Source organism: Sporosarcina ureae, from assembly GCF_002101375.1.
GTDB classification, from domain to species: domain Bacteria; phylum Bacillota; class Bacilli; order Bacillales_A; family Planococcaceae; genus Sporosarcina; species Sporosarcina ureae_B.
Genome location: NZ_CP015207.1, coordinates 1,315,001 through 1,336,593 on the forward strand (window position 1 = coordinate 1,315,001; position 21,593 = coordinate 1,336,593).

Consider the following 21,593-nt stretch of genomic DNA (forward strand, 5'->3'; position numbering starts at 1 on the left):
TGGGTCGTTAATGATCGCATCGAAAGCTGCACCAAACGTGGGTGCGACTGACGGGATTTTATCTACTACTTTATGTGGCACTTCTATTAGACTGACCGCCATACCTAAAACAGTGGTCATAATCATGCCATAGAAAATAGCGCCCTTGATCTTTCTACCCATCATAATAATCGTGATGACTAATCCGAAGATCGTTAGCAATGTAGGACCAGCTGTTAAATCACCCAAGCCCACTAACGTATTTTCATCTGCTACAATAATTTTGGCGTTTTGTAATCCTAGGAATGTAATGAACAAACCGATCCCTGCACCTACCGCAAATTTCAGCTGGGCTGGTATTGCATTTATGATAATTTCTCGTAATCCTGTCAATGAAAGAACTATAAAGATTAATCCAGAGAATAGTACTCCAGTTAATCCTGTTTGCCATGGTATACCATAAGTGAGCACTACCGTGAAAGCGAAGAATGCATTTAAACCCATGCCCGGTGCTAAACCAATCGGATATTTGGCTATCAAGCCCATAAATAACGTTCCAACTGCAGCTGCAAGCGCAGTAGCAACAAATACAGCGCCTTTATCCATACGCATGGAATCAGGCAGATCAGGTACAACGTCCAAAGATAACATAATTGGATTTACTGCCAAAATATATGCCATGGCTAAAAAAGTAGTAATTCCACCAATGATTTCGCGACGATAATTGGTGCCAAGCTTATCAAACTCAAAGTGTTTTTTCATTGTGACCTTCCTAACTCTCCTTATGTAAAAAGAGGCACGCGAAAAAATTCGCATGCCTCTTCTTTAATCCAATAGAAAATATATTTCTATTTAGGATCGTAGTCGAAACATTTACGGTGTTCCGGTAGAGACTTCTAGGCCATATTCCCAGCGTTATACGATCATATTCTGTTGTTTAACTTATTCCCACTCAATTGTGCCAGGTGGTTTCGCTGTAATATCATATACAACACGATTGACTTGATCAACTTCAGTCGTAATTCGAGTACTGATTTTTTCTAATACGTCGAAAGGTATACGAGCCCAGTCCGCTGTCATGCCATCTACTGAATGAACCGCTCTGATACCAATCGCATAGTCGTAAGAACGTTGTTCGTTACGCACACCTACACTGCGGATATTCGGTAATACTGCGAAATATTGCCAAATTGAACGATCGAGTCCAGCCTTTGCGATTTCATCACGTAAGATAAAGTCTGCATCGCGAACGATTTCAAGCTTATCTTCCGTAATTTCACCAAGCACACGAACCCCAAGTCCCGGACCTGGGAATGGTTGACGGTTAACGATTTCTTCAGGCAATCCAAGTTCTGCTCCTACCGCACGTACTTCATCTTTAAATAATGCGCGTAATGGCTCGATTAACTCGAAGTCCATGTCTTCAGGCAAACCACCCACATTATGATGAGACTTAATAGTTGCAGAAGTTGCAGTTCCACTTTCGATAATATCTGCATAAATCGTACCTTGCGCTAAGTATTTGATGCCATCTAATTTAGCTGACTCTTCATCAAATACGTAAATAAATTCATTACCGATAATCTTACGTTTTTGCTCAGGGTCTGTAACACCTTCCAACTTTTTCAAGAAGCGTTCTCGTGCATCTACTTTAATGAAGTGCATGCTGAACTGTTCACTGAAGGTCTTAACTACACTTTCGACTTCGCCTTTACGAAGTAATCCGTGGTCAACAAAAATACATGTCAACTGATTCCCTATTGCACGGTCGATCAAAGCAGCTACCACTGAAGAGTCAACTCCGCCACTTAGTGCGCAAAGTACTTTACGATCGCCAACTACCGAGCGGATCTTCTCTATTTCAATTTCAATGAAACGATCCATTGTCCAGTCGCCTGAAGCTTTACAAATTTCAAAAACAAAGTTACGCAGGAAATCTTTTCCGTTTTCTGAACGATAATCTTCGGGATGGAATTGAATCGCATAAATCTGTTGTCCATCATTTGAAGTCGCTGCAATATTGCCAGTGGAGTCTTTTGCAGATGCAGTAAAGCCTTCAGGTAACTCTGCAATATTAGCGCTATGGCTCACCCAAACATTTTGTTTGTCGGCTTGACCAGCAAACAATGTAGACGTCGTATCCACTGTCAACGTTTCTTCTTTGCTTTCGTTGCCTGTATTCTTTTCTATTTTTCCGCCTAAATGATCGACGATTACTTGAGCTCCATAACTGATGCCTAATACAGGAATACCTAATTCGAATATTGCTGGATCAATAGCATACGCTTTCTCGTCTCCAACAGATGCTGAACCGCCGGAAAGTACAATACCGACTGGATTCATTTTTTTAATTTCCTCAATTGTTGTTGTATGTGCGTGTAACTCACTATACACACCGAATTCGCGGATTGTACGCGTGAAGAGCTGATTATACTTACTGCCGTAATCGAGAACTACAATTTTTTCTTGTCCGGCTAACACAGGAGCATTTGACAACTAATCCACCTCTTCCAATTTTTTAATACCATTTCACGCCTCAACTACAAAAGACGCGTTAGAAAGTCAACTTTCCACGCGTCTTTTCCATCAAAGAATCCAGGTACTGCTATTCGATGATAGCTGACGTTCGTTAGCGCAAGAAATGTCGAGGATATTTCTTGCATCATCCGCTCTATATTTTACGCATATTTCGCTAAAAAATCAACAAGTTGTGCTAATAATTAAATCTTCCCACACTTCATTCAACTTATCCCAATCTTGGGATTGCCAATTGTTTCCGTAAATCCCCATTTCATACGCGCGGGTCAAGGTGGTCATTCGGTCTCCTCCATATCGTCCATCCACAAGTATTGCATAGTTGGTAAGTGTCATTGCGGTATCCTTTGGCAAGCCGGTACGCGCTAGTTGTTGTAATAACTGTGCAAATTGCTGTTCGAATTTCACGCGGCCATTCGGTAGTTTCCTCAATTGTTTTATACGCCATTTCGGTAACCAATTGCTTCTCTTGCTATATAGTACGACACCCGTCGCTACTATCAACACGAGTAGCGATGCATAAAGCCACCATTGACTGAACAACCACGCAAACTTTTGTTTGAACGCGTCGAATGCAGGCGAACCTTTTGTTTTCTTAGGAAGTTCTTTCTCTTTTTCCACTTCCGGTTTCTCGGCTTTTTTAATTTCCTCTTGTTCAGGACTTTCATTGGAAATATTGAATTCAATCTCTGTCGGATGTGTAAAACCTATCGTCGGCTCAAACGGCATCCATCCTATTTCAGGAATATATGCTTCCACCCATGAATGAGCTTCATCATTCGTCACGCGATAAACATTTTTCCCCGATGCTTTAAACGCCATTTCCCCAGGTGCAAATCCTTTTACCCAGCGCGTTGGTATATTTGCCGACCTTAGCATGACGGCCATGGAAGTAGAGAAATTATCACAATAGCCCTTTTTCGTGTCGAATAGAAACTGATCCACATAGTCCTGATCCTCATCGGGTACCGGAACATTTTGGGTCTCATAAACAAAACCGTTCTTTTTAAAGTATTGCTCTACGGCTTTCACTTTGTCATAGACTGCGGTTTCATTTTCTGTAATCGATAAAGCGAGTTCCTTCACGCGTTCCGGTAATTCATCCGGAAGTTGCAAATAGCTTTCCAAATCCTCCTGAACCGTCTCATAGTTCACCATCTCTGCTTTCTGCAAATCTGACATAGTGTATGTAGGTTCTACAAACTCCATTTCATACTGTTCAATTTTCTCCTGCAGACCCATCAACAAATACAGTCGGTTTGCCGTCATCTCGTGCATGAGGTCAAAACCTTCAGGTGAGGAAATCTTCGTCGTGCCATAGGGAGTAGCAAGAAACGGCAATGGTTCAGTGAAATCCAGTGTAGCAAGCGACACTTCTCCCTCTACAACGGGTGCCCACAAATCTTCACCTGTAAACAGTAGTTCCTTGTTTGATTCTTTATCTTGTATCCACCCCTTCGAAGTATATGTATCCTTCGTTTCAATACGCCAATATTGACGTTGTTCTACAGATGCTTCAAACACTAACTGACTGTCTTGGACGAAAGCTCCACCTAGTTGCGAATCATCGGGGTCATAACCCGCCCGAGCTTGTCCTTTATCAGATCCCTTCTCCTCCACTCCACTTAAAGATAATAAGAACGGTACGGGGTCAGGCCATGCGGGAGGATATACTGGTGCATTTCTGGAAAGTAAACCGACAGATACAACTATCAGTATCACCGGCAATGAAAGCAGAAGTAATCTTTTTGGACGAAGTGATAATCCTTCGTCACCTGATAATTTAATTAATGTAAGACAACTTACGATCAATAAGCCTACTATCATAATTCTCACAATAGACGAAGTAGCATCATATGGAGTGAACGTATCCAACAACGCTACAAACACTATAGTAAAGCTAAAGAACATCATCATACTACGCCGGACTTCAATCCAGTGGCGAAGCAAATAGGCGATCATCCAAACTAATATAAACAATAATAACGTACGGAATAAATTCGATAATTCACCCAGATCACCTTTGATTAGCAACAGGATATTCCGTTGGACATCTTGTAAAATATAGCCTGTCGTTTCTATAGAAATCCATAGTTGATCGAAATACATATAATGAATAGCCCATAACACATAAAGTATCTGGATTACACCGCCGACCCACCATGATAATCGAAATAAAGCTAATGCAAAAAAGAGTATCAGATAGATGATGAATAAAGAAGGATGTCCGAAATCTGTCAAATCCATAATTGGGATAAACCACTCCCACAGTAAAACGACACTAAGCGCGTATAAAAACATCAGCACTTTCCAACTTACTATCGGTTTCTTCATGAATTCACCGCCTTTTGTAACGTCGATGAATAATCAGATGGATAAATTAATTTCACAGTAATACCGAGCAGTTTCACTTGATTAATAAGAGGTTCAAGTGATTTTTCATTTATATGATCTGTCATCACCACAAAGCAGACCACTGCGGTTGCGTCAAGAGTACACGTCAATACGTGATGGATGAAATCCATGCGAAGATTTCCTGTAATAAGCAACATCGCATCCTTAGGCATTGCTTTATCAATTGGCAACCTTACCTTTTGTATGTCTTCAGGCTGGATTTTTGCAAGATGTACTAATGCTTGCCTAGTCTGATCTGAGGATTGTATCAATGGAAACACTTTCGGTTGGTCACTTGCTGTGATCATGGTTAGTTTGGCATGACTCTGTCCGGCAGATACTACAATCGATGCAGCAAACTCCACAGCATCTTCAAATGCTTCAGATATTCCGCAATCCAATAGCAACGTATATTGCTCTGATCGCTGTTCATCAAATTCCTTTGTCATTAATTTCGAAGTACGAGCAAATGATTTCCAATGAATCCAAGACAACCGATCTCCTGGCGCATATTCCCTAATGCTAGAGGGTGTTGTTGCATCTTTTGCTAGCATGTAAGCGGAAAGTTGCTGTCCTTCACTAGTTCCTTTAGATGCCGATTCATACACCATAGCTGTCACGCTCGGATAAACCAAAAAATGGTCTCGAACGACAAATACTCTTTTTTTACGAATCCAATTAAAAAAGTCTACTACTTCCACTTCTACTGTTGGCAAGGTGTATTCACCACGCCGAACATTCTTCAGCAAATAGGTATGTTCATATGTTCTCCGAAATCCTAGAAGCGTAATTTTCCGTTCAATCTTTTCGCGCTTATCATGTACTCGTTTATCCATCAGAACTACATATAGTAAAGGGAATGGGAAATTTCTCTTTAGAACCACTCGTATGGTTACATGTCCATTCCTTGTTACATGTCGTTCTTCAATATATCGCGCAACTGTGAGATCCCGTAACGGATACAAGTAAAGGAGCACGGAGTATATCACAAATGGAATCAACGTATAGAAGATGAACCAGCTAACGAAACCCCCTTGAAATTTTGCAAAGACGTAGGCAGCTGTACCAATGGCTAGGACACTCGCGAAACGTCCGAATGATCGCAAACCATTCATAGAGTAGCTGACCTGCGCAGTACTGGAACTGGTAGACGTTCGAGAATTCGGTTAACTATTTCCTCAGTATCGATTCCTTCATATTTCGCCTCAGGGCGCAAAATCATTCGATGCGAAAATGTAAACGTCGCTAAATATTGTACATCGTCAGGCAAGACGAACGTGCGTCCTTTTATGAATGCGTAAGCTTGGCAAGCTTTCATTAATGCCATCGAACCACGTGGACTTACGCCTAAAGAAACCGATTCATGCTGGCGTGTTGCTTCTGCACAATCTACAATATAAGAAACAATCGTATCGTCTACAGTCACTTCGCGTACATGACGCTGTAGCTCTAGTAATTCCTCCACTGTTAGAATGGCGTCAATTTGCTCAATTGGCGTTTGCCGTTCCGCCCTTTTCAATAATTCCATTTCTTGTTGTTTTGTCGGATAACCCATTTTCAGCTTAAAGATAAAACGATCAAGCTGTGCTTCCGGTAGAGGGTACGTCCCTTCATATTCAATAGGATTTTGTGTTGCCATTACGAAAAACGGTCTTGGTAATTGAATAGTCGTTCCATCTACCGTAATCGTCGCCTCTTCCATCCCTTCCAATAAAGCAGCCTGTGTTTTGGGTGATGTTCGGTTGATTTCATCAGCCAATACGATATTCCCAATCAACGGTCCTGGACGAAATTCGAATTGCATCGTCTGTGGATTATAGATGGATACGCCTGAAACATCAGAAGGTAATAAATCTGGAGTGAATTGAATCCGCTTAAACTTTGCACCGATTGAAGTCGCTAGTGCTCTGACTAGCATCGTCTTGCCAACGCCCGGTACATCTTCCAGTAATACGTGACCGCCAGCTAATAATGCTGTCATACTTAGCTCCGCTATATCACGTTTTCCAACAATAACTTTGTCAATATTGTCCAATACTCGTTCGATCCATTGTGAATGCATAGTTGTTCTCTCCCGTCACGAACTGAATCCGTCTTTTTGTATGAAACTATCATACCTGAAACGAATAATCCCGACAAACAGAAAAATAGCCGACCCATTATCTAATAAGAGGTCGGCAGTTTTCATTTCCAAAATTCATCAAATACCGTAATAGGCAAGTGTCGTTTATGGGCTGATTTCAAATAGTGTCCTTCAATTTGCTTTCGCGCTGCAGTCGATACTTCTTTTCCTTCAAGATAGTCATCGATTTCATCATACGTCACACCTAACGCTACTTCATCTGGAATGGCGGGTTTATTACCTTCCAAATCAGCTGTAGGGATTTTATTGTATAAATGAGGTGGACAGTCTAGTTCTTCTAGTAATTGTTTTCCTTGGCGTTTATTCAGACGGTAAATTGGCATAAGATCCGCTGCACCATCACCGAATTTCGTGTAGAATCCAGTGATTGCTTCAGCTGCGTGATCTGTACCTAGAACGACCGAGTGATGAACGGCCGCTACAGAATACTGTACTTTCATACGTTCGCGCGCCTTTTCATTTCCTTTATCAAAATCAGAGATATAAAGACCTGCTTTGATCAAAGCTCGTTCACTGGCGTCTACCGCTTCTTTAATATCCACTGAATAGACGACCGAAGGACTAATAAAACGCAATGCATCCTGACAATCATCTTCGTCAAACTGCACACCATACGGTAAACGGAGTGCATAGAAATGGTACTTTTCTTCTTCTAACTCTTCATTCAGCTCATCAATTGCCATCTGCGCTAGTTTGCCGACTAATGTAGAGTCTTGACCACCTGAGATACCTAATGTGAAACCTTGTAAAAATGTATTTTTTTTCAAATATGCTTTCATAAAGTCGATGGAAGTCCGGATCTCTTGCTGCGGGTCGATTTCCGGCTTCGCACGTAATGCTTGGATAATTTCTTGCTGCAATGTCAACGCTCCCACTTCCTTTTCATCGTTTTGTGTAGTTCTCAACCATTTCATGCACTTCTTCTATGTTACGTCTCTTATTATCCCAACACTTCTGACTAAGATCGACAGGATATTCTTCTGGATTCAATGAACGTTTATATTCTTCCCACAGTAGGGAAAGATTTTTTTGTGCAAATTCACGAATTTCATAAACTGGTGGGTTTTTATAAATGGTTATTCCATCGCGAATAACTTGCTCGTGTAAGTTCACCGCTTCAAAATTCGTTACAAATTTTGAGATAAATGTATGCACGGGGTGGAACATTTTGATGCGTTCTTCCTTTGTCGGATCTTCGTCATGCATCGTAATATAGTCACCTTCCGCTTTGCCATTTTCGAGGTCAATGATTCGATAGAGTTTTTTGCGGCCGGGCGTTGTCACTTTTTCTATGTTTGCTGAGATTTTAATCGTATCTTGCATTTCCCCATCATCGCTTTCGATGGACACAATTTTATAGACTGCTCCAAGCGCTGGTTGATCATATGCCGTAATCAGCTTGGTTCCAATACCCCAAATGTCAACTTGAGCTCCTTGGGCTTTCAAGTTTAAAATCGTGTACTCATCCAAATCATTCGATACTACGATTTTCGCATCCGTGAAACCTGCTTCATCTAACATACGGCGGGTTTCTTTTGACAAGAACGCAATATCTCCACTGTCGAGTCGTACTCCTATGAAATTAATGCTGTCTCCAAGTTCTTTTGCCACTTTAATGGCTGTAGGGACGCCAATCTTTAATGTATTATACGTATCCACTAAGAACACGCAGTCTCGATGACGTTGTGCGTAGACTTTGAATGCAGTGTACTCATCTCTATAGGCTTGGACAAATGAATGTGCATGAGTCCCCGAAACAGCCAGTCCGAAACGTTTTCCCGCGCGTACGTTACTCGTAGATTCCACGCCACCGATGACCGCTGCACGCGCACCCCAAACTGCGGCATCCATTTCATGCGCACGTCGGCTCCCGAACTCCATCACTACGTCATCTTTCACTACTTGCTTGATACGGCTAGCTTTTGTGCTGATTAACGTTTGGTAGTTAACGATATTTAGCAATGCTGTTTCGATCAATTGCGCTTCAATCAAGTTCGCCTCAATCCGGATGATCGGTTCATTCGCAAAAACGAGTTCTCCTTCTTTCATGGAATACACGTCACCTGTGAAACGGACGCCTTTCAAATAATCAAGGAAATCATCAGAAAACCCAAGCTCTTCTCTTAAATAAGCCAAATCACTTTCTGTGAATGAAAACTCTTCAAGATACTTCAGTACATGTTCAAGGCCTGCAAATATTGCATAACCGTTACCGAATGGAATTTTTCTGAAATACACTTCAAATACTGATTTCCGTTCATGAATGCCGTCCGCCCAATACGATTCGGCCATATTGATTTGATAAAGGTCTGTATGTAACGCTAAACTGTCGTCTTTGTATGATGAAGTCATAGTCGTCTCCTTCTTCCGCTGCAATAATATTGTCATTATACACTATTTCCCCTATTTCTCAGCAAAGTAATCATCAACTGCTGAATTGACTTCAGAAATGTAAGTTTTTTAAGTTAGCATAGAAAAGACAGAAGTCAGCTCCGATTCATTTCGGAGTTTCCCTCTGTCCCACGTAATTATTTCTAGTGAAATTGGTTTCTGTTTTAGCTTCCCACTTTCTAAATGATGGAAGTCGTCACTTCATTTTTCAGCAATCGTCTATAACAATATATGTTGCTTTAATAGGACCGTGTACACCGACGACGAGATTCATTTCAATGTCCGCGGAGTTGCTTGGACCTGTGATGAAGTTAATGCAGGATGGGACTTGCTCGCCATTGTTTAGTTTTTCACGAATCATATCTGATGCCTGGGTAATTCTTGGGACTAGCGTACTTTTAGGGATTAAGGCAATATAATGCGTTGGAAGCAAGCTGACTGAACGCCCCTTTTCTGCACTACTAAATAGTACAACGGTGCCGGATTCCGCGAGGGTCATGTCACTGAATGTGATGCCGATATTTGCTTGTTCAGCCAATTCGATATTCTTCTCTCCGAGTGAAGGATCCCAGCTATTGACTTCAATCTGTTCTGAGGGCCACTTTGTCTCTACTAAGTGCGATAATCCATACTTTCCAAAACGTTCGTCTCTCCATAGAGATAATGGTCCACCACCGTAAGCTTTTACTACCTCATCCAACGCAACGGGTAACGATTCTTTTGTCGTTTCGACGATATCTGTATGAATTTGCTCACATTGTACACGTAATACTCCGAGTAATTCATCTATTGAAGCGTCCGCTAACACTGCACGCTGGGGCTGATGTTTCCATATCGGCTTTTCTATTTTCTTCATTGGTTCGCGACCTAATTGTGTGGCAATCGTACCTAGAAACGCATCACGGTTTTGAATAGATCCTGTCATGCTTATTTCCCCCCTTTTTGATCATAGAACCAGTCACGAAAACGCGTATTTCCGACAGCCGGGAACTCCCGTAAATCTGTCCAGTCCTTCAGCGGACCCGGACCTTTTGATATCCGGTCATTTTTTGTCAAAGGTTTCATCGCAGTAGATGCTACCTTTGAGCCCATAGAATACAACGGATTGGAAGAAGCACCAATCCCGAATGCTTTCATTGCCAGTTTTTCAGATATAGGGGATCGACCTTCTTCTTCCACAATGATGCGTCGATGTGTATGAAGTAGTTCGTGAAGAGGAATTTTCACTGGACAAGCATCCGTACACGCTCCGCAAAGTGTGGAAGCAAAAGGAAGCTCTTTAAAATCGTCGTACCCACCAAGCAATGGCGATAGCACAGCACCAATTGGTCCCGAATAAATTGAGCCGTAAGAATGTCCACCGATATGACGATAAACAGGACATACGTTGACACACGCGGCACATCGGATACATTGCAACACAGACTGGAATTCTGTCCCTAAAATTTTAGAACGCCCGTTGTCGACGATGACTAAATGGAATTCTTCAGGACCATCTACGTCTCTTTCTTCGCGCGGACCTGTTAATGCAGTTACATAACTGGTAAGTTTTTGCCCCACGGCACTTCGCGTCAATAGACTGACTAGTACTTCGAACTCTTCAAAAGAGGGTACTACCCGCTCCATCCCCATCACTGTAATTTGGGTTTTCGGCAATGCAGTGACTAGTCGTGCATTCCCTTCATTCGTTACCAGACTAATCGAGCCTGTTTCAGCTATCGCAAAGTTGCATCCTGTAATACCGATATCTGCATCTAAAAATTCTTGACGCAGTTTTTCTCGTGCATGTAAAGCTAATTCTTCCGGTTTAGATGTCTTATGATAATCCAGTTTTTCCGCAAACACTTCGCGGATTTGTTCTCTGTTTTTATGAAGAGCTGGCGCTATTATATGCGAGGGGGGTTCATGATCATCTACTTGAAGTATATACTCGCCTAAGTCTGTCTCTATGACCTCACATCCAGCTTCTTCCAAAACACTGTTCAAATTGATCTCTTCTGTTACCATCGATTTTGACTTGACGACTTTTTTGCCATCTTTTTTCTTGATGACTTCCCGAACATAATCACTCGCTTCTTCAGCAGTCTTTGCAAAAAATACATGACCGCCACGTTTTGCTACATTTTCACTTAGCTGATGTAAATAATAGTCCAAGTTTTCAAGTACATGCTGACGAATTTCTTCTCCATGTGAACGCCATTCTTCCCAACTGCCTAACTCTTCTGCAGCATCTAGTCTTCTTCCGTGCAAGCGTTCTTGTGCACTCGCCACTGCCTGTCTCATGAAATCGTCCGAAATATTATCCTTTGTTCGATCTGTAAAGTTTTTCTTACTGAACTTCATTGCCATTGCTATCACCCCACTTTTTTGGTTTATTCGTGACTATTCAATACTTGTGCAATGTGCATAACTCGGATCTTCTTGCCCATACGTTCTGCACGCCCCCCAATATTCATCAAGCAACCACAGTCCGCCCCAATTAAATAATCTGCTTCAGTCACTATGGCACTATTAACCTTTTCATCTACCATCTGTTCAGAGATATCCCCCATCTTAACGGAGAATGTTCCACCAAATCCGCAGCAATTATGAGCATTCGGTAAAGGGATCATTTCGAGTCCTTCCACTTGATTCAATAGCTTCCTCGGTTCTTCACTAGCGCCTAGTAATCTCGTCATATGGCAAGACGGATGATAAGTCGCTTTTCCTACCAATTTTGCTCCTACATTTTCCACTTGCAATACATTCACGAGAAACTGTGTGAATTCATACGTTTTATCCGCCAGCTCCTGTGCTCTTGCTAACCATTTGGGATCATCTTTGAATACATTAGGATATAATTTAAACATGGTGGCACAAGATCCTGAAGGAGTGACAACATACTCCGCATTTTCAAAAGTCTTAATCATATTCTTCATTGCTGATTTTGAATTTTCTACATAACCGCTGTTGTAAGCAGGCTGTCCGCAGCATACTTGGCCTTTTGGAAATGATAATTCACAGCCTTGCCTTTCCAATATTTCTAGCATGTCTTTACCGGCATCTGCATAAAACATATCCACAAGACATGTTATGAATAAGCTTACTTTCATTTCACTTCACTCCTTCACCATAATGTTTTATATAGTCGACAGGTCATCAGATGACTAACATTTTACATAGCATACTACATTTATCTTCCCATTAACAGAACATTCATCTATTTCAATAAAAAAAATCACTCAACATATAATGAGTGATTTTTTTATTCCTTTACCGACTGCCAATGGTTGATTAAAACAGATTCCACATTCAGAAGATGAGCTTGCATAGTACTTGCTGCATGATCTGGTTGCTGTGATTTAATTGCCAAAAATATGGCTTCGTGTTCATCATGCAAGCGTTCTACTGTCGCTGTATCTGTATAGAGGAAAATGCGACGCGTCTCTCTCATCGATTCGCTCATTAGCCCTGCAACTTGACTAAGCAAATTTACCAATAAAGGATTTTTCGTTGCTTCTGCGATTGCAAAATGGAAGTCTAAATCCGCTTTTTCACCTAGCAAAATATCTCCGGCATGCTTTTTCATTTCATCGAGTGCCGTTTCCATCTTTTTCATGTCATCTGCTGTACGGGATTCTGCTGCATTCGCTGCAGCTCCAGTCTCAACTATTTTTCTCACCGCTAATAAATGTTGAATATCCTGTTGATTCATAAGCAAGGCACTCTGTAACGGGAAGATCATATCGACGGATGAGAATTCCTTGACATATGTACCTTCTCCCTGTCTCATCTCGATAAGCCCTCTAGCACGTAAAGTTGTTAAAGCTTCCCGAATGGTCGACCTACCGACCGTAAAATTTTCAGCCAGTTGCTGCACAGAATCCAATTTATCACCTGGTTTCAACTCCCCAGACTGAATGGAGCCAAATAAACTTTCCGCTACTTCTTCATATATTTTCTTCGGTTTAATTTGCTTATATTTCATGTCGTTCACTCCGTTCTCTCACTTATCCGGCTGGATTTCTCCAGTTGTAGCAAGCTCCGTTTATGCTCTTCACCATCTCGATAGCCGGATAATCGTCCACTTTTTGCAATAACACGATGACAAGGCACTATGATCAATACGGGATTCTTGCCTATTGCGGATGCTACTGCACGAACAGAAGATACCTTCCCCATCTGTTCCGCAATCTCTGAATAAGTTGTAATTTCCCCATACGGTATTCGTTGTAGCGCTTCCCACACTTGCAATTGAAACGGTGTTCCCTTTAAATCAAGGGACAACATTGGAAAATCATAAGCTCTTCCTGATAAATACTCTTTAATCTGACTTTTATAGACTCCAAGTTTTCTTTCATCTTCCTGTAAACCTTCAATACCAAATCGCTTTAACCAATCCTTCATATGCTCCAAACTATCTTCAGCTAGTCCCATGTAGCAAAGTCCTTTTTCTGTAGAAGCTAATGTCACAGACCATCCGCCGAAATCAAATCGCGTCCAATAAACCAGTGTGTCCACTCCCCTTTAACCGAATATTTTCAAGCCAACAGCACCTAGAATAATGAGCGATAAAAAGAAGAGACGTTTGATGCTAGCGGATTCTTTGAATAGCAAAATCCCCATCAATACGGCTCCCGCTGCACCTAGTCCTGTCCATACCGCATAGGCTGTACTCATCTGAATCTCGCGCATAGCAAGAGACAGGAAAACAAAACCAAAACCAAATATCCCCACAATAAGTAATAACCTTTTAATTGAACGCTTCTGTAAATAATAATTAATACTCACTACACCAAAAATTTCACCGAGACTGGCCAAAGCTAAGTACACCCAAGCCATTGTCAGCCACCTCCTTCTGTATCTGCTTTTTCATCTGTTGTCAGTTTGATACCGACTACCCCGATGACGATTAATCCGATGAAGGTCAACGTAACCCATGTGAAACCTGCTTGAAAGACGAAGATATCCACCAAAAGGATTGCAGCGGCACCTGATCCGGTAAAAACTGCGTATACCGTGCCCGAAGGTAATTTTTCACATGCTTTAATAATGAAATAAAAACTGAATACAATCGCCACAATAGTTCCGGTCCATTGAATTACAGTTTCAGAGTAACGAAGACCGACTACCCAGAAGATTTCTATAACAGCCGCTAGCGCGACATAACCCCAAGCCAAAATGAAAATCTCCTTCCCGTCATGAATATTATTTATAGTATAGCAAATCTTTTACTGAAACAAATAATCATCAACTGACGGTAAAAGGAAACTTGCATCTAGTATATCTGCATGATAGAATAAATCCGTCAACAGTTTTGCCTATATTATGAATATTCTCATCGAGAGAGACGGAGGGATAGGCCCAGCGATGTCTCAGCAACCAGCCCCAGGCACGGTGCTAATTCCAAGGGTGATACCACCTTGAAGATGAGAATACTGTATACACTTGTATGTTCGAGGGCCTATTCGAAAAGAAGAGGTTCTTTTTTATTTTGTTGGGGGGATAGATATTCATGACAAACAACGGATTAGAAACTAGATTAGTACAACTTGGAAACCACAGTGATGTGAAAACCGGAGCAGTCAATACGCCGATTTACTTGTCTACAGCCTACCACCATGAAGGTCTAGGTAAATCCACGGGATACGATTACACACGAACAAAAAATCCTACGCGTTCTGTCCTAGAAGATGGAATCGCAAACTTGGAATCAGGTGATCAAGGATTTGCCTGCAGTTCTGGAATGGCAGCTATTCAACTCATTTTATCTTTATTTAAAACAGGTTCGGAACTATTGGCGCCTGAAGATCTATATGGCGGCACCTATCGTCTATTTAACCAGTATGAAGAGACGTACAATATTAAAACGCGTTACCTATCGTTCGATAATGTTTTGGAAGTCGAGCAAGCGATTACTGATCGTACAAAAGCGATTTTCTTGGAAACGCCTACAAATCCATTAATGCAAAACATCGCTATTGGTACGTATGCAGAATTGGCGAAAAAGCATGGTTTATTACTCATTGTCGACAATACGTTTTTAACACCCTATTTCCAGCGACCAATTGAAGAAGGTGCAGATATCGTCATTCATAGCGCGACGAAATATATAGGTGGACATAATGATGTGCTTGCAGGTCTAGTCGTCGCAAAAGGTAAGGATTTATGCGAACGTCTATTTACTAACCATAATGCGATTGGAGCTACATTGTCCCCTCTTGATTCATGGCTTGTAGTACGCGGTCTAAAGACTTTGCATTTACGCATGAAACAGCATGATGCAAATGCCAAAGAGATGGTATCTTATTTAGAACAAGAACCTCTCATTGTTGACGTGCTTTACGCTGGAATCGGTGGTATGTTGTCATTCCGAGTACAGAATAGTGAGTGGGTGGGGCCATTCCTTGAAAATATGAACTTAATTTCATTCGCGGAAAGTTTGGGTGGTGTCGAAAGCTTCATCACGTATCCGACTACACAGACGCATATGGATATTCCATTAGAAGAACGTAATCGCCGTGGAGTAGACGACCGTTTGCTCCGTTTCTCGGTGGGCGTAGAAGATGTAGAAGATTTGATTGCTGATGTAAAACAAGCCCTTTATGCTGCAAAAGAAGTAGTAGAAGGCGTAAAAGTTCAATAATAGTAACCCGTGCAACTCGAATAATCATTTTAACTATGATAGTACGGGTTGTTTTTTTTGCAGCCAAAGTACAGAAACTACTCTTTCAATAATTTGGCATGAAAGTATATAATATAATCAAATCGTACTAATATAATTGGAGGCGATAAGTTTGAAACGTTTGGAAAATAAAGTAGCAGTAATAACTGGCGCAGGATCTGGGATTGGACGGGAAATTGCTGAATTGTATGCCCGTGAAGGTGCAAAGCTTATTATTGCAGATATGAATATTGAAGGTGCAGAAGAAACTGTCCAGACGATTAAAAGTGCTGGTGGTGAAGCATTAGCAGTCAAAACCAATGTAACAGTTGAAGAAGACGTACAAAAAATGATAGATACAGCAGTTGAGCAATTCGGTACACTTGATATTCTAGTGAATAATGCCGGTATTATGGACAATATGTATTCTGCAGCTACAGTAACGGATGAAGTATGGGAAAGAGTATTGGCAATCAACACAACAGGTGTGATGCGCGCAACCCGTAAAGCATTGTCTATCTTTGAAGAGAAAAAAGCAGGTGTTATCGTCAACATGGCTTCTATCTCAGCGGTGACAGGTGGTCGAGGTGGCTTTGCTTATACGGCATCAAAACACGCAGTGGCAGGGATGACGAAAAACGTTGCTTCTCAATACGGTCCATTAAATATCCGTTGTAACGCGATTGCCCCAGCACACATACCAACTAATATTACAAACAGCTTGTCACAACCGGATGAGTTCGGAATGAAGCAAGCGCTAAGGGGCGTAAACATGATGAGCCGCCCCGGAACAAAAGAAGAGATTGCAAACATTGCGCTATTCCTTGCATCAGACGAATCTTCCTATGTTAACGGTATCATTATGGAAGCTGACAACGGATGGTCTGCATATTAAGATGTAGAATTTCATGATAAAGCACTTGGAAATAGCCGATTACATCCATACAAAAAGCATCCAATAATTTGGATGCTTTTTTGTATTAGTGAGCTTGATGCCATTTTTTCTTTTCACTTGCATAGACGACCGCTGCCGGTGCCGCAATAAACGTGAGCGCGGCCATTCCGGCGAACATACCTACCAGCTCTTTACTTCCAAAGGAAAATCCAGCTGCTGCACCTAATACAATCCCCGCTAATACCGCCAACGCAACAATCTTATACATGTTAGATCCCGACCTTTCATTTGTAAGACGCGATCGTCTCCGCGCTTTATTCGTTGCTTTTAGCATACTCTCATTGAGAATGTTTTTCAAGTGCAATTGAGAATCTTTTTCAACGAATGTTAATAAGTACTGTTATCGTATGTTGTAAGCGATGGTATAATGTGCTGAAGTCACAAAAAAAACGTCAAGGCTTTTACACCTTGACGATCAGAATATTTTTTATTTTTCTAGCAGTTTTAGTGATTCGCGATTAAATGCTGGAATATCATCAGGTGTACGGCTTGTTACGAGTTGGTTCTGACAGACTACGACTTCTTTGTCAGCGTATTTTGCACCCGCATATTCCATATCTACACGAATGGATGTGTATCCTGTTGCATCGCGCCCTTCAAGCGCTTTTGCTGTCATGAGCAATTGTGGCCCATGACAAATTGCGAAAACAGGTTTTTTTGCATCCATAAATTCTTTAACAAATTTTACGAAACGATCATCAGCACGTAAAATATCCGGTGAGAATCCGCCCGGAATAAACAATGCGTCGTAATCTGACGATTTAGCATCAGCAATTGCTTTATCAATTTTCACTTTTGTATTTTCTTTCATACCCGTTACGTCTGTTCCTGCTTCCGCACCGATCACTTCTACTTCATGTCCAGCTTCTTTATAAGCAGTAGCCGGTTTCATGTATTCCGAGTCCTCAAACATATCTCCAAGTACTGTTGCAATTTTAGCCATAATGCTTACCACTCCTTATATGATGTTCTGTACATACTATTCCACATTATAAAGAGGCTAAACATTATCACTCGAAATCTAGTTCCCCTTCAGCCACCAAGTGAGTTATTATAGTAATAGTTATTGAATATCTTTTTTGCTTAGTAGAGTCCTCCCCTACTCGTATAATTATGTCTACATGAGGGCACGTATATAGTACAAAGCTGTATGTAGGGATGACTTCTTAAAAACGAATGAACAGGTTTTAAAACTGTAAATACTAAACAAAGGGGATGAATATTGTTGGGGGTACACCAATACTTTAAAAGCCTATCTGATTTAGAACAAATTATTCGTTGTCCTGGAAAGTTCAAATTTCAGGAGCATTCCGTCGCTAGTCATTCATTTAAAGTGACAAAAATTGCCCAGTTTCTTGGGACTGTCGAAGAGGAATCTGGACAGAATGTGGATTGGAAAAGCCTATATGAAAAAGCATTAAATCATGATTATGCAGAACTATTCACAGGGGATATTAAGACACCTGTAAAATACGCTTCGAAAGAATTGAAGAAGCTATTCGGTGAAGTGGAAGAGGAAATGACCAGAAAGTTTATAGAAAAAGAATTCCCTACTGAGTTTCAAGCTATCTATTTGGAACGATTGAAAGAAGGTAAGGATGAATCATTGGAGGGGCGCATATTATCCGTTGCTGATAAAATTGATTTGCTGTACGAATCATTTGGTGAGATCCAAAAGGATAATCCGGAGCCATTGTTTATAGAAATCTACGAGGAAGCATTAAGGACAATACTGATGTTCCAAGACATGAACTGTGTAGAATACTTTTTAAAACATATACTTACAGATATGCTCAGTGAACGATTTACTGAACATAATGAGTTAATTGACATTACCATGCGTATAATAGAGGAAAAGTAAAAGGTATTTACAAGCGAAGAAGGTAGAACTAGAGCAGTGAACTTCTTACGACTGAAGTCACGAGAGTGCGTTCTGCTTCTTTAATCTGAGTAAATCGCTTCTACATCCATAAATAAATTAAGCGTTTCAGTTCTGAAGGACTTAGTTTTTTCTCCTCCTGACCATGCATAATGAAAATCTGATTTTCTATCCTATTAATCTGAATGAGCATTTCTATGACACTTTTAATCAAAAATGCTCATTCTTTGATCACGGTCTCCCGATTGCCCACGCTTATTGCGTATGATAATACGTGACCTTAATAGCAAGTGTTACCACTTTTAAGGCGCACTATATGTCGCGCTAAAACCCTTTTTCAACACAACTAGCAAGAACTTTAGTGCCGCCAATTTATAATTGCATTGCAGTGTCTTCCATCTAAAAGAATATCCCTATGATAACTAGTATGGCGATAATTATACTGCCGACTTGCCCGATTACTGCAGATGAAATGATAGGTTTCTTTTGAAATATATCAATGAGCTCAATATCCTCACGAAGCTGTTTTACCTCTTTACGAAGTTTACCTACTTCTTGATTCAACGTACTGATTTCCTCTGTCTGTCTTGTAACCAACTGTTGCTTTTCCGAGTTGTTTTCATGCTGTTCCATACATGATCACTCCTTGTCTTTTCATTTCTATACGTTATATCATACGTTTTAGTTTCAAAAAACAGAAGAACTTTCCATTGCATTTACGCTATTCCGGGTGTAAGATAAATCTACAAGCTGTATTGTTCGTATGACATTAAGTTTTAACCTTTAAGCTGTAAAAGGGAGTTTATTACGAAACGGAAATGGCATGCTGGATTCCTTTTTAGCAATCCAGACATACAGGAACGTTTTCCGCAAACACCCACTTTGAGGAGTGGTGGTTTAAAACTTTCTATGACTAAGTACGGCAAACACGGCTTACATAAACAGAGAAAAACACCTTCTTAAAAATGGAAGGTGTTTTATCTTTATATAAGGAATTAAGTTATACTGCGGCAAGCTTCCGCACAATTGCGGCATGCTTCAGCACACTGCTTGCAATGATCATGATCGTGTTTACCACATTCCTCTGCACACTGAACACATACTTCCGCACATAGCTGCAAGATTTTATCTGTAAACGGACTCTGTCGGGTAATTGCCTGGATTGCATATGAACAAATATCTGCACACTCTCGATCAAGTCGAATACAGTCAACCATCATACGAACGTCTTCTTCTTTTAGACAAGCGTCAAAACAATGATTACACGTCTTTACACAATCCTCTAATATAGCCAATACATCCGCATATTTTTGGTTCATTAAATCGCCTCCAAAAGTATTTTGTTTCTTATTCTCCCCTTTTATTTTAATCTCAAACCCACTTCACTGTTTCCTTATTCATTGAAAGCATTTTCATTTTTCAGCTATAATACATAGTAATTAACAAAATAGAAAAAGATGAGGTGTTTGAATTGAAACTATTTAAATGGACAGGTCCACTAGAAGAAGCAGGTAACTTACCAGAAGAAGCGCGTGCGTCATTAATGAATAATGATGAAGAAGTGCTTGTACTGCAAGAAGCGGAAACGACCACTCTTGACCATGCCGTCGAATACGATGTGTTGGATCAAAGCGGAGATTTACCATCTGGGCGTTTCGCTGTATTAAACAATATTCCTGTAACTGAAGAAGGTAGAGAGATTTTTGAACAGCGCTTTAATAACCGCGCACGTTTAATAGAGGCGGAGCCGGGATTCGTAGCGATCCGTGTATTGCGACCAGTACACTCTGGCACCTACGTGATTTTGACTATGTGGGAAGACGAACAATCCTTTAAAAATTGGCAAGAATCGCAAGCTTACGGAAAAGCGCATGCGAAACGCGGTACAGAAGATGGTGTCGATCAACGTCCTAATATCTTCTCAGGACCTTCATTTGTTACGACTTATAAAAAATAAGTATAAATAAGCGATATCTGCAAAGACTACTCTTGAATTGAAAATAATGATGAGGAGAGTGTTTTTGTGGGTATTTTAGATGGTAATCCAAAAGATCAGCCTATGCATTACGGGGAAATCACTGCTATATGGGCGTTTATGGGTGCGAATAACGGTCTAATCAGTGGTTATGAAGCATTTGTTAATCATGCAGGAGATGAAGACCTAATTCGGCTACTAGAAGAAGCAATAAAAACAATGAAAGCTGAGAATAAAGATTTCGGTAAAATATTAAAAGCTAATGGTATCACTCCACCTCCTGCCCTTCCAGAAAGACCAAAAGCTAACCCAGAGGATATTCCTGCTGGCGCACGATTTATGGATCCCGAAATCAGTGGTGCTATGTCCATCAACGTCGGCCAAGGACTAGTTTCATGTAGTATGGCGATGGGTCAATGTTTACGTGAAGATGTTGCGACACTATTTGCTAAATGTCATATGGAGAAAGTCGCATTTGGTGCCAAGTTGCTGGGCTTGAATAAGTCCAAAGGTTGGATCATCCCTCCACCACTTCATTTGCACTAATCACCACATAACTTCGCCAGCGATATACGCTTGGCGAAGTTTTTTCTTATTGTGAATAGATTCTTTAGTTGCACTCAGTTTAACTAAGTAAAATACATTCATTTAGAAATCAGGAAGAACGTATATTCCCATAAAGAAACGAAAGACCGAAAG

At 40.8% G+C, this 21,593-nt stretch carries 23 protein-coding genes, 1 other RNA gene and 2 riboswitches (1 of these 26 cut by a window edge); of the genes, 6 read left to right on the forward strand and 18 right to left on the reverse strand.

The genetic code is table 11. From position 1 onward, the window contains the following. The 14 genes from SporoP8_RS06495 to SporoP8_RS06560 form a co-directional block, all read right to left on the reverse strand. Positions 1 to 741 carry the 5' portion of an NCS2 family permease gene (locus SporoP8_RS06495; RefSeq protein WP_085131755.1) on the reverse strand. Its footprint begins 594 nt before the window's first position, so 741 of the gene's 1,335 nt are visible here — the first part of the coding sequence; it begins with the start codon at positions 739 to 741; the stop codon falls past the left edge of the window. 79 nt (positions 742 to 820) lie between these two features. Continuing rightward, positions 821 to 922: riboswitch (purine riboswitch) on the reverse strand. Then, entirely contained in the window at positions 922 to 2,475 is a 1,554-nt protein-coding gene (gene guaA / locus SporoP8_RS06500) for a glutamine-hydrolyzing GMP synthase (protein WP_085131756.1), read from the reverse strand. (Overlaps the previous riboswitch by 1 nt.) Before the next feature lie 204 nt (positions 2,476 to 2,679). Next, entirely contained in the window at positions 2,680 to 4,848 is a 2,169-nt protein-coding gene (locus SporoP8_RS06505; RefSeq protein WP_085131757.1) for a transglutaminase TgpA family protein, read from the reverse strand. Beyond that, a complete protein-coding gene (locus tag SporoP8_RS06510) occupies positions 4,845 to 6,023 on the reverse strand; it encodes a DUF58 domain-containing protein (RefSeq protein WP_085131758.1) in 1,179 nt (392 codons plus the stop codon). The genes SporoP8_RS06505 and SporoP8_RS06510 overlap by 4 nt, the downstream gene beginning before the upstream one ends. Continuing rightward, positions 6,020 to 6,970: an AAA family ATPase gene (locus SporoP8_RS06515; RefSeq protein WP_085131759.1), complete on the reverse strand. Its 951-nt coding sequence runs from the start codon at positions 6,968 to 6,970 to the stop codon at positions 6,020 to 6,022. Before SporoP8_RS06515 ends, SporoP8_RS06510 begins: the two co-directional genes overlap by 4 nt. A 122-nt stretch (positions 6,971 to 7,092) precedes the next feature. Beyond that, complete coding sequence (gene nadE / locus SporoP8_RS06520; protein WP_085133572.1) at positions 7,093 to 7,917, reverse strand: ammonia-dependent NAD(+) synthetase; 825 nt, start codon at positions 7,915 to 7,917, stop codon at positions 7,093 to 7,095. 16 nt (positions 7,918 to 7,933) lie between these two features. Continuing rightward, positions 7,934 to 9,403 (reverse strand): nicotinate phosphoribosyltransferase, encoded by a 1,470-nt coding sequence (locus SporoP8_RS06525; RefSeq protein ID WP_085131760.1) that lies wholly within the window; start codon positions 9,401 to 9,403, stop codon positions 7,934 to 7,936. Positions 9,404 to 9,650: 247 nt separating this feature from the next. After that, the gene (locus tag SporoP8_RS06530; RefSeq protein WP_085131761.1) at positions 9,651 to 10,367 is read right to left on the reverse strand and encodes a LutC/YkgG family protein; all 717 of its coding nucleotides are present in this window, start codon (positions 10,365 to 10,367) and stop codon (positions 9,651 to 9,653) included. A 2-nt stretch (positions 10,368 to 10,369) separates the two neighbouring features. Beyond that, positions 10,370 to 11,791, reverse strand: a complete 1,422-nt coding sequence (locus SporoP8_RS06535) for a LutB/LldF family L-lactate oxidation iron-sulfur protein (protein WP_085131762.1) — start codon at positions 11,789 to 11,791, stop codon at positions 10,370 to 10,372. Positions 11,792 to 11,814: 23 nt separating this feature from the next. Then, positions 11,815 to 12,534, reverse strand: coding sequence for a (Fe-S)-binding protein (locus SporoP8_RS06540; protein WP_085131763.1), 720 nt, complete (start codon positions 12,532 to 12,534; stop codon positions 11,815 to 11,817). Positions 12,535 to 12,686: 152 nt separating this feature from the next. Beyond that, the gene (locus SporoP8_RS06545; protein ID WP_085131764.1) at positions 12,687 to 13,409 is read right to left on the reverse strand and encodes a FadR/GntR family transcriptional regulator; all 723 of its coding nucleotides are present in this window, start codon (positions 13,407 to 13,409) and stop codon (positions 12,687 to 12,689) included. A gap of 5 nt (positions 13,410 to 13,414) precedes the next feature. Next, a complete protein-coding gene (locus SporoP8_RS06550) occupies positions 13,415 to 13,942 on the reverse strand; it encodes a methylated-DNA--[protein]-cysteine S-methyltransferase (RefSeq protein ID WP_232319226.1) in 528 nt (175 codons plus the stop codon). Between the two features lie 6 nt (positions 13,943 to 13,948). Continuing rightward, positions 13,949 to 14,263, reverse strand: coding sequence for a DMT family transporter (locus SporoP8_RS06555; protein ID WP_085131765.1), 315 nt, complete (start codon positions 14,261 to 14,263; stop codon positions 13,949 to 13,951). 2 nt (positions 14,264 to 14,265) lie between these two features. Beyond that, positions 14,266 to 14,601 carry a DMT family transporter gene (locus SporoP8_RS06560; protein WP_085131766.1) on the reverse strand — a complete coding sequence of 112 codons (336 nt, stop codon included), beginning with the start codon at positions 14,599 to 14,601 and terminating at the stop codon, positions 14,266 to 14,268. A 155-nt stretch (positions 14,602 to 14,756) separates the two neighbouring features. After that, positions 14,757 to 14,857, forward strand: a riboswitch (SAM riboswitch). A gap of 79 nt (positions 14,858 to 14,936) precedes the next feature. Between SporoP8_RS06560 and SporoP8_RS06565 the strand changes: the two genes are divergently transcribed. Next, the gene (locus tag SporoP8_RS06565; protein WP_085131767.1) at positions 14,937 to 16,067 is read left to right on the forward strand and encodes a methionine biosynthesis PLP-dependent protein; all 1,131 of its coding nucleotides are present in this window, start codon (positions 14,937 to 14,939) and stop codon (positions 16,065 to 16,067) included. Positions 16,068 to 16,218: 151 nt separating this feature from the next. Then, on the forward strand, positions 16,219 to 16,980 hold the full coding sequence (locus tag SporoP8_RS06570) for a glucose 1-dehydrogenase (RefSeq protein ID WP_085131768.1): 762 nt from the start codon (positions 16,219 to 16,221) through the stop codon (positions 16,978 to 16,980). A gap of 85 nt (positions 16,981 to 17,065) precedes the next feature. On the opposite strand, the gene SporoP8_RS06575 is transcribed toward SporoP8_RS06570, so the two are convergent. Then, positions 17,066 to 17,248, reverse strand: coding sequence for a hypothetical protein (locus tag SporoP8_RS06575; RefSeq protein WP_085131769.1), 183 nt, complete (start codon positions 17,246 to 17,248; stop codon positions 17,066 to 17,068). Between the two features lie 219 nt (positions 17,249 to 17,467). Further along, on the reverse strand, positions 17,468 to 17,983 hold the full coding sequence (locus SporoP8_RS06580; RefSeq protein WP_085131770.1) for a type 1 glutamine amidotransferase domain-containing protein: 516 nt from the start codon (positions 17,981 to 17,983) through the stop codon (positions 17,468 to 17,470). A 282-nt stretch (positions 17,984 to 18,265) separates the two neighbouring features. On the opposite strand from SporoP8_RS06580, the gene SporoP8_RS06585 reads away from it, so the two are divergent. After that, positions 18,266 to 18,901 (forward strand): HD domain-containing protein, encoded by a 636-nt coding sequence (locus SporoP8_RS06585; protein WP_085131771.1) that lies wholly within the window; start codon positions 18,266 to 18,268, stop codon positions 18,899 to 18,901. A 417-nt stretch (positions 18,902 to 19,318) separates the two neighbouring features. On the opposite strand, the gene SporoP8_RS06590 is transcribed toward SporoP8_RS06585, so the two are convergent. Beyond that, entirely contained in the window at positions 19,319 to 19,552 is a 234-nt protein-coding gene (locus tag SporoP8_RS06590; protein ID WP_085131772.1) for a hypothetical protein, read from the reverse strand. A 111-nt stretch (positions 19,553 to 19,663) separates the two neighbouring features. Here SporoP8_RS06590 and ssrS point away from each other — a divergent pair. Further along, positions 19,664 to 19,858: non-coding RNA, 6S RNA (gene ssrS, locus SporoP8_RS06595), on the forward strand. A gap of 56 nt (positions 19,859 to 19,914) precedes the next feature. Here the strand turns inward: ssrS and SporoP8_RS06600 are convergent. Next, a complete protein-coding gene (locus SporoP8_RS06600; protein WP_085131773.1) occupies positions 19,915 to 20,238 on the reverse strand; it encodes a four-helix bundle copper-binding protein in 324 nt (107 codons plus the stop codon). Between the two features lie 152 nt (positions 20,239 to 20,390). Between SporoP8_RS06600 and SporoP8_RS06605 the strand changes: the two genes are divergently transcribed. Beyond that, positions 20,391 to 20,876, forward strand: a complete 486-nt coding sequence (locus tag SporoP8_RS06605) for an antibiotic biosynthesis monooxygenase family protein (RefSeq protein ID WP_085131774.1) — start codon at positions 20,391 to 20,393, stop codon at positions 20,874 to 20,876. Between the two features lie 66 nt (positions 20,877 to 20,942). Then, the gene (locus SporoP8_RS06610) at positions 20,943 to 21,440 is read left to right on the forward strand and encodes a DUF3231 family protein (RefSeq protein ID WP_085131775.1); all 498 of its coding nucleotides are present in this window, start codon (positions 20,943 to 20,945) and stop codon (positions 21,438 to 21,440) included. The last annotated feature ends 153 nt before the right edge of the window (positions 21,441 to 21,593 follow it).

Excerpts from the sequence above, each read along its gene's own strand:
- SporoP8_RS06510 (WP_085131758.1), bottom strand. The coding sequence starts at position 6,023 with ATGAATGGTTTGCGATCATTCGGACGTTTCGCGAGTGTCCTAGCCATT.
- SporoP8_RS06575 (WP_085131769.1), bottom strand. The coding sequence starts at position 17,248 with ATGTATAAGATTGTTGCGTTGGCGGTATTAGCGGGGATTGTATTAGGT.
- SporoP8_RS06580 (WP_085131770.1), bottom strand. The coding sequence starts at position 17,983 with ATGGCTAAAATTGCAACAGTACTTGGAGATATGTTTGAGGACTCGGAA.
- SporoP8_RS06530 (WP_085131761.1), bottom strand. The coding sequence starts at position 10,367 with ATGACAGGATCTATTCAAAACCGTGATGCGTTTCTAGGTACGATTGCC.
- SporoP8_RS06600 (WP_085131773.1), bottom strand. The coding sequence starts at position 20,238 with ATGAACCAAAAATATGCGGATGTATTGGCTATATTAGAGGATTGTGTA.
- SporoP8_RS06515 (WP_085131759.1), bottom strand. The coding sequence starts at position 6,970 with ATGCATTCACAATGGATCGAACGAGTATTGGACAATATTGACAAAGTT.
- SporoP8_RS06545 (WP_085131764.1), bottom strand. The coding sequence starts at position 13,409 with ATGAAATATAAGCAAATTAAACCGAAGAAAATATATGAAGAAGTAGCG.
- SporoP8_RS06505 (WP_085131757.1), bottom strand. The coding sequence starts at position 4,848 with ATGAAGAAACCGATAGTAAGTTGGAAAGTGCTGATGTTTTTATACGCG.
- SporoP8_RS06555 (WP_085131765.1), bottom strand. The coding sequence starts at position 14,263 with ATGGCTTGGGTGTACTTAGCTTTGGCCAGTCTCGGTGAAATTTTTGGT.
- SporoP8_RS06565 (WP_085131767.1), top strand. The coding sequence starts at position 14,937 with ATGACAAACAACGGATTAGAAACTAGATTAGTACAACTTGGAAACCAC.
- SporoP8_RS06535 (WP_085131762.1), bottom strand. The coding sequence starts at position 11,791 with ATGGCAATGAAGTTCAGTAAGAAAAACTTTACAGATCGAACAAAGGAT.
- SporoP8_RS06525 (WP_085131760.1), bottom strand. The coding sequence starts at position 9,403 with ATGACTTCATCATACAAAGACGACAGTTTAGCGTTACATACAGACCTT.
- SporoP8_RS06540 (WP_085131763.1), bottom strand. The coding sequence starts at position 12,534 with ATGAAAGTAAGCTTATTCATAACATGTCTTGTGGATATGTTTTATGCA.
- SporoP8_RS06590 (WP_085131772.1), bottom strand. The coding sequence starts at position 19,552 with ATGGAACAGCATGAAAACAACTCGGAAAAGCAACAGTTGGTTACAAGA.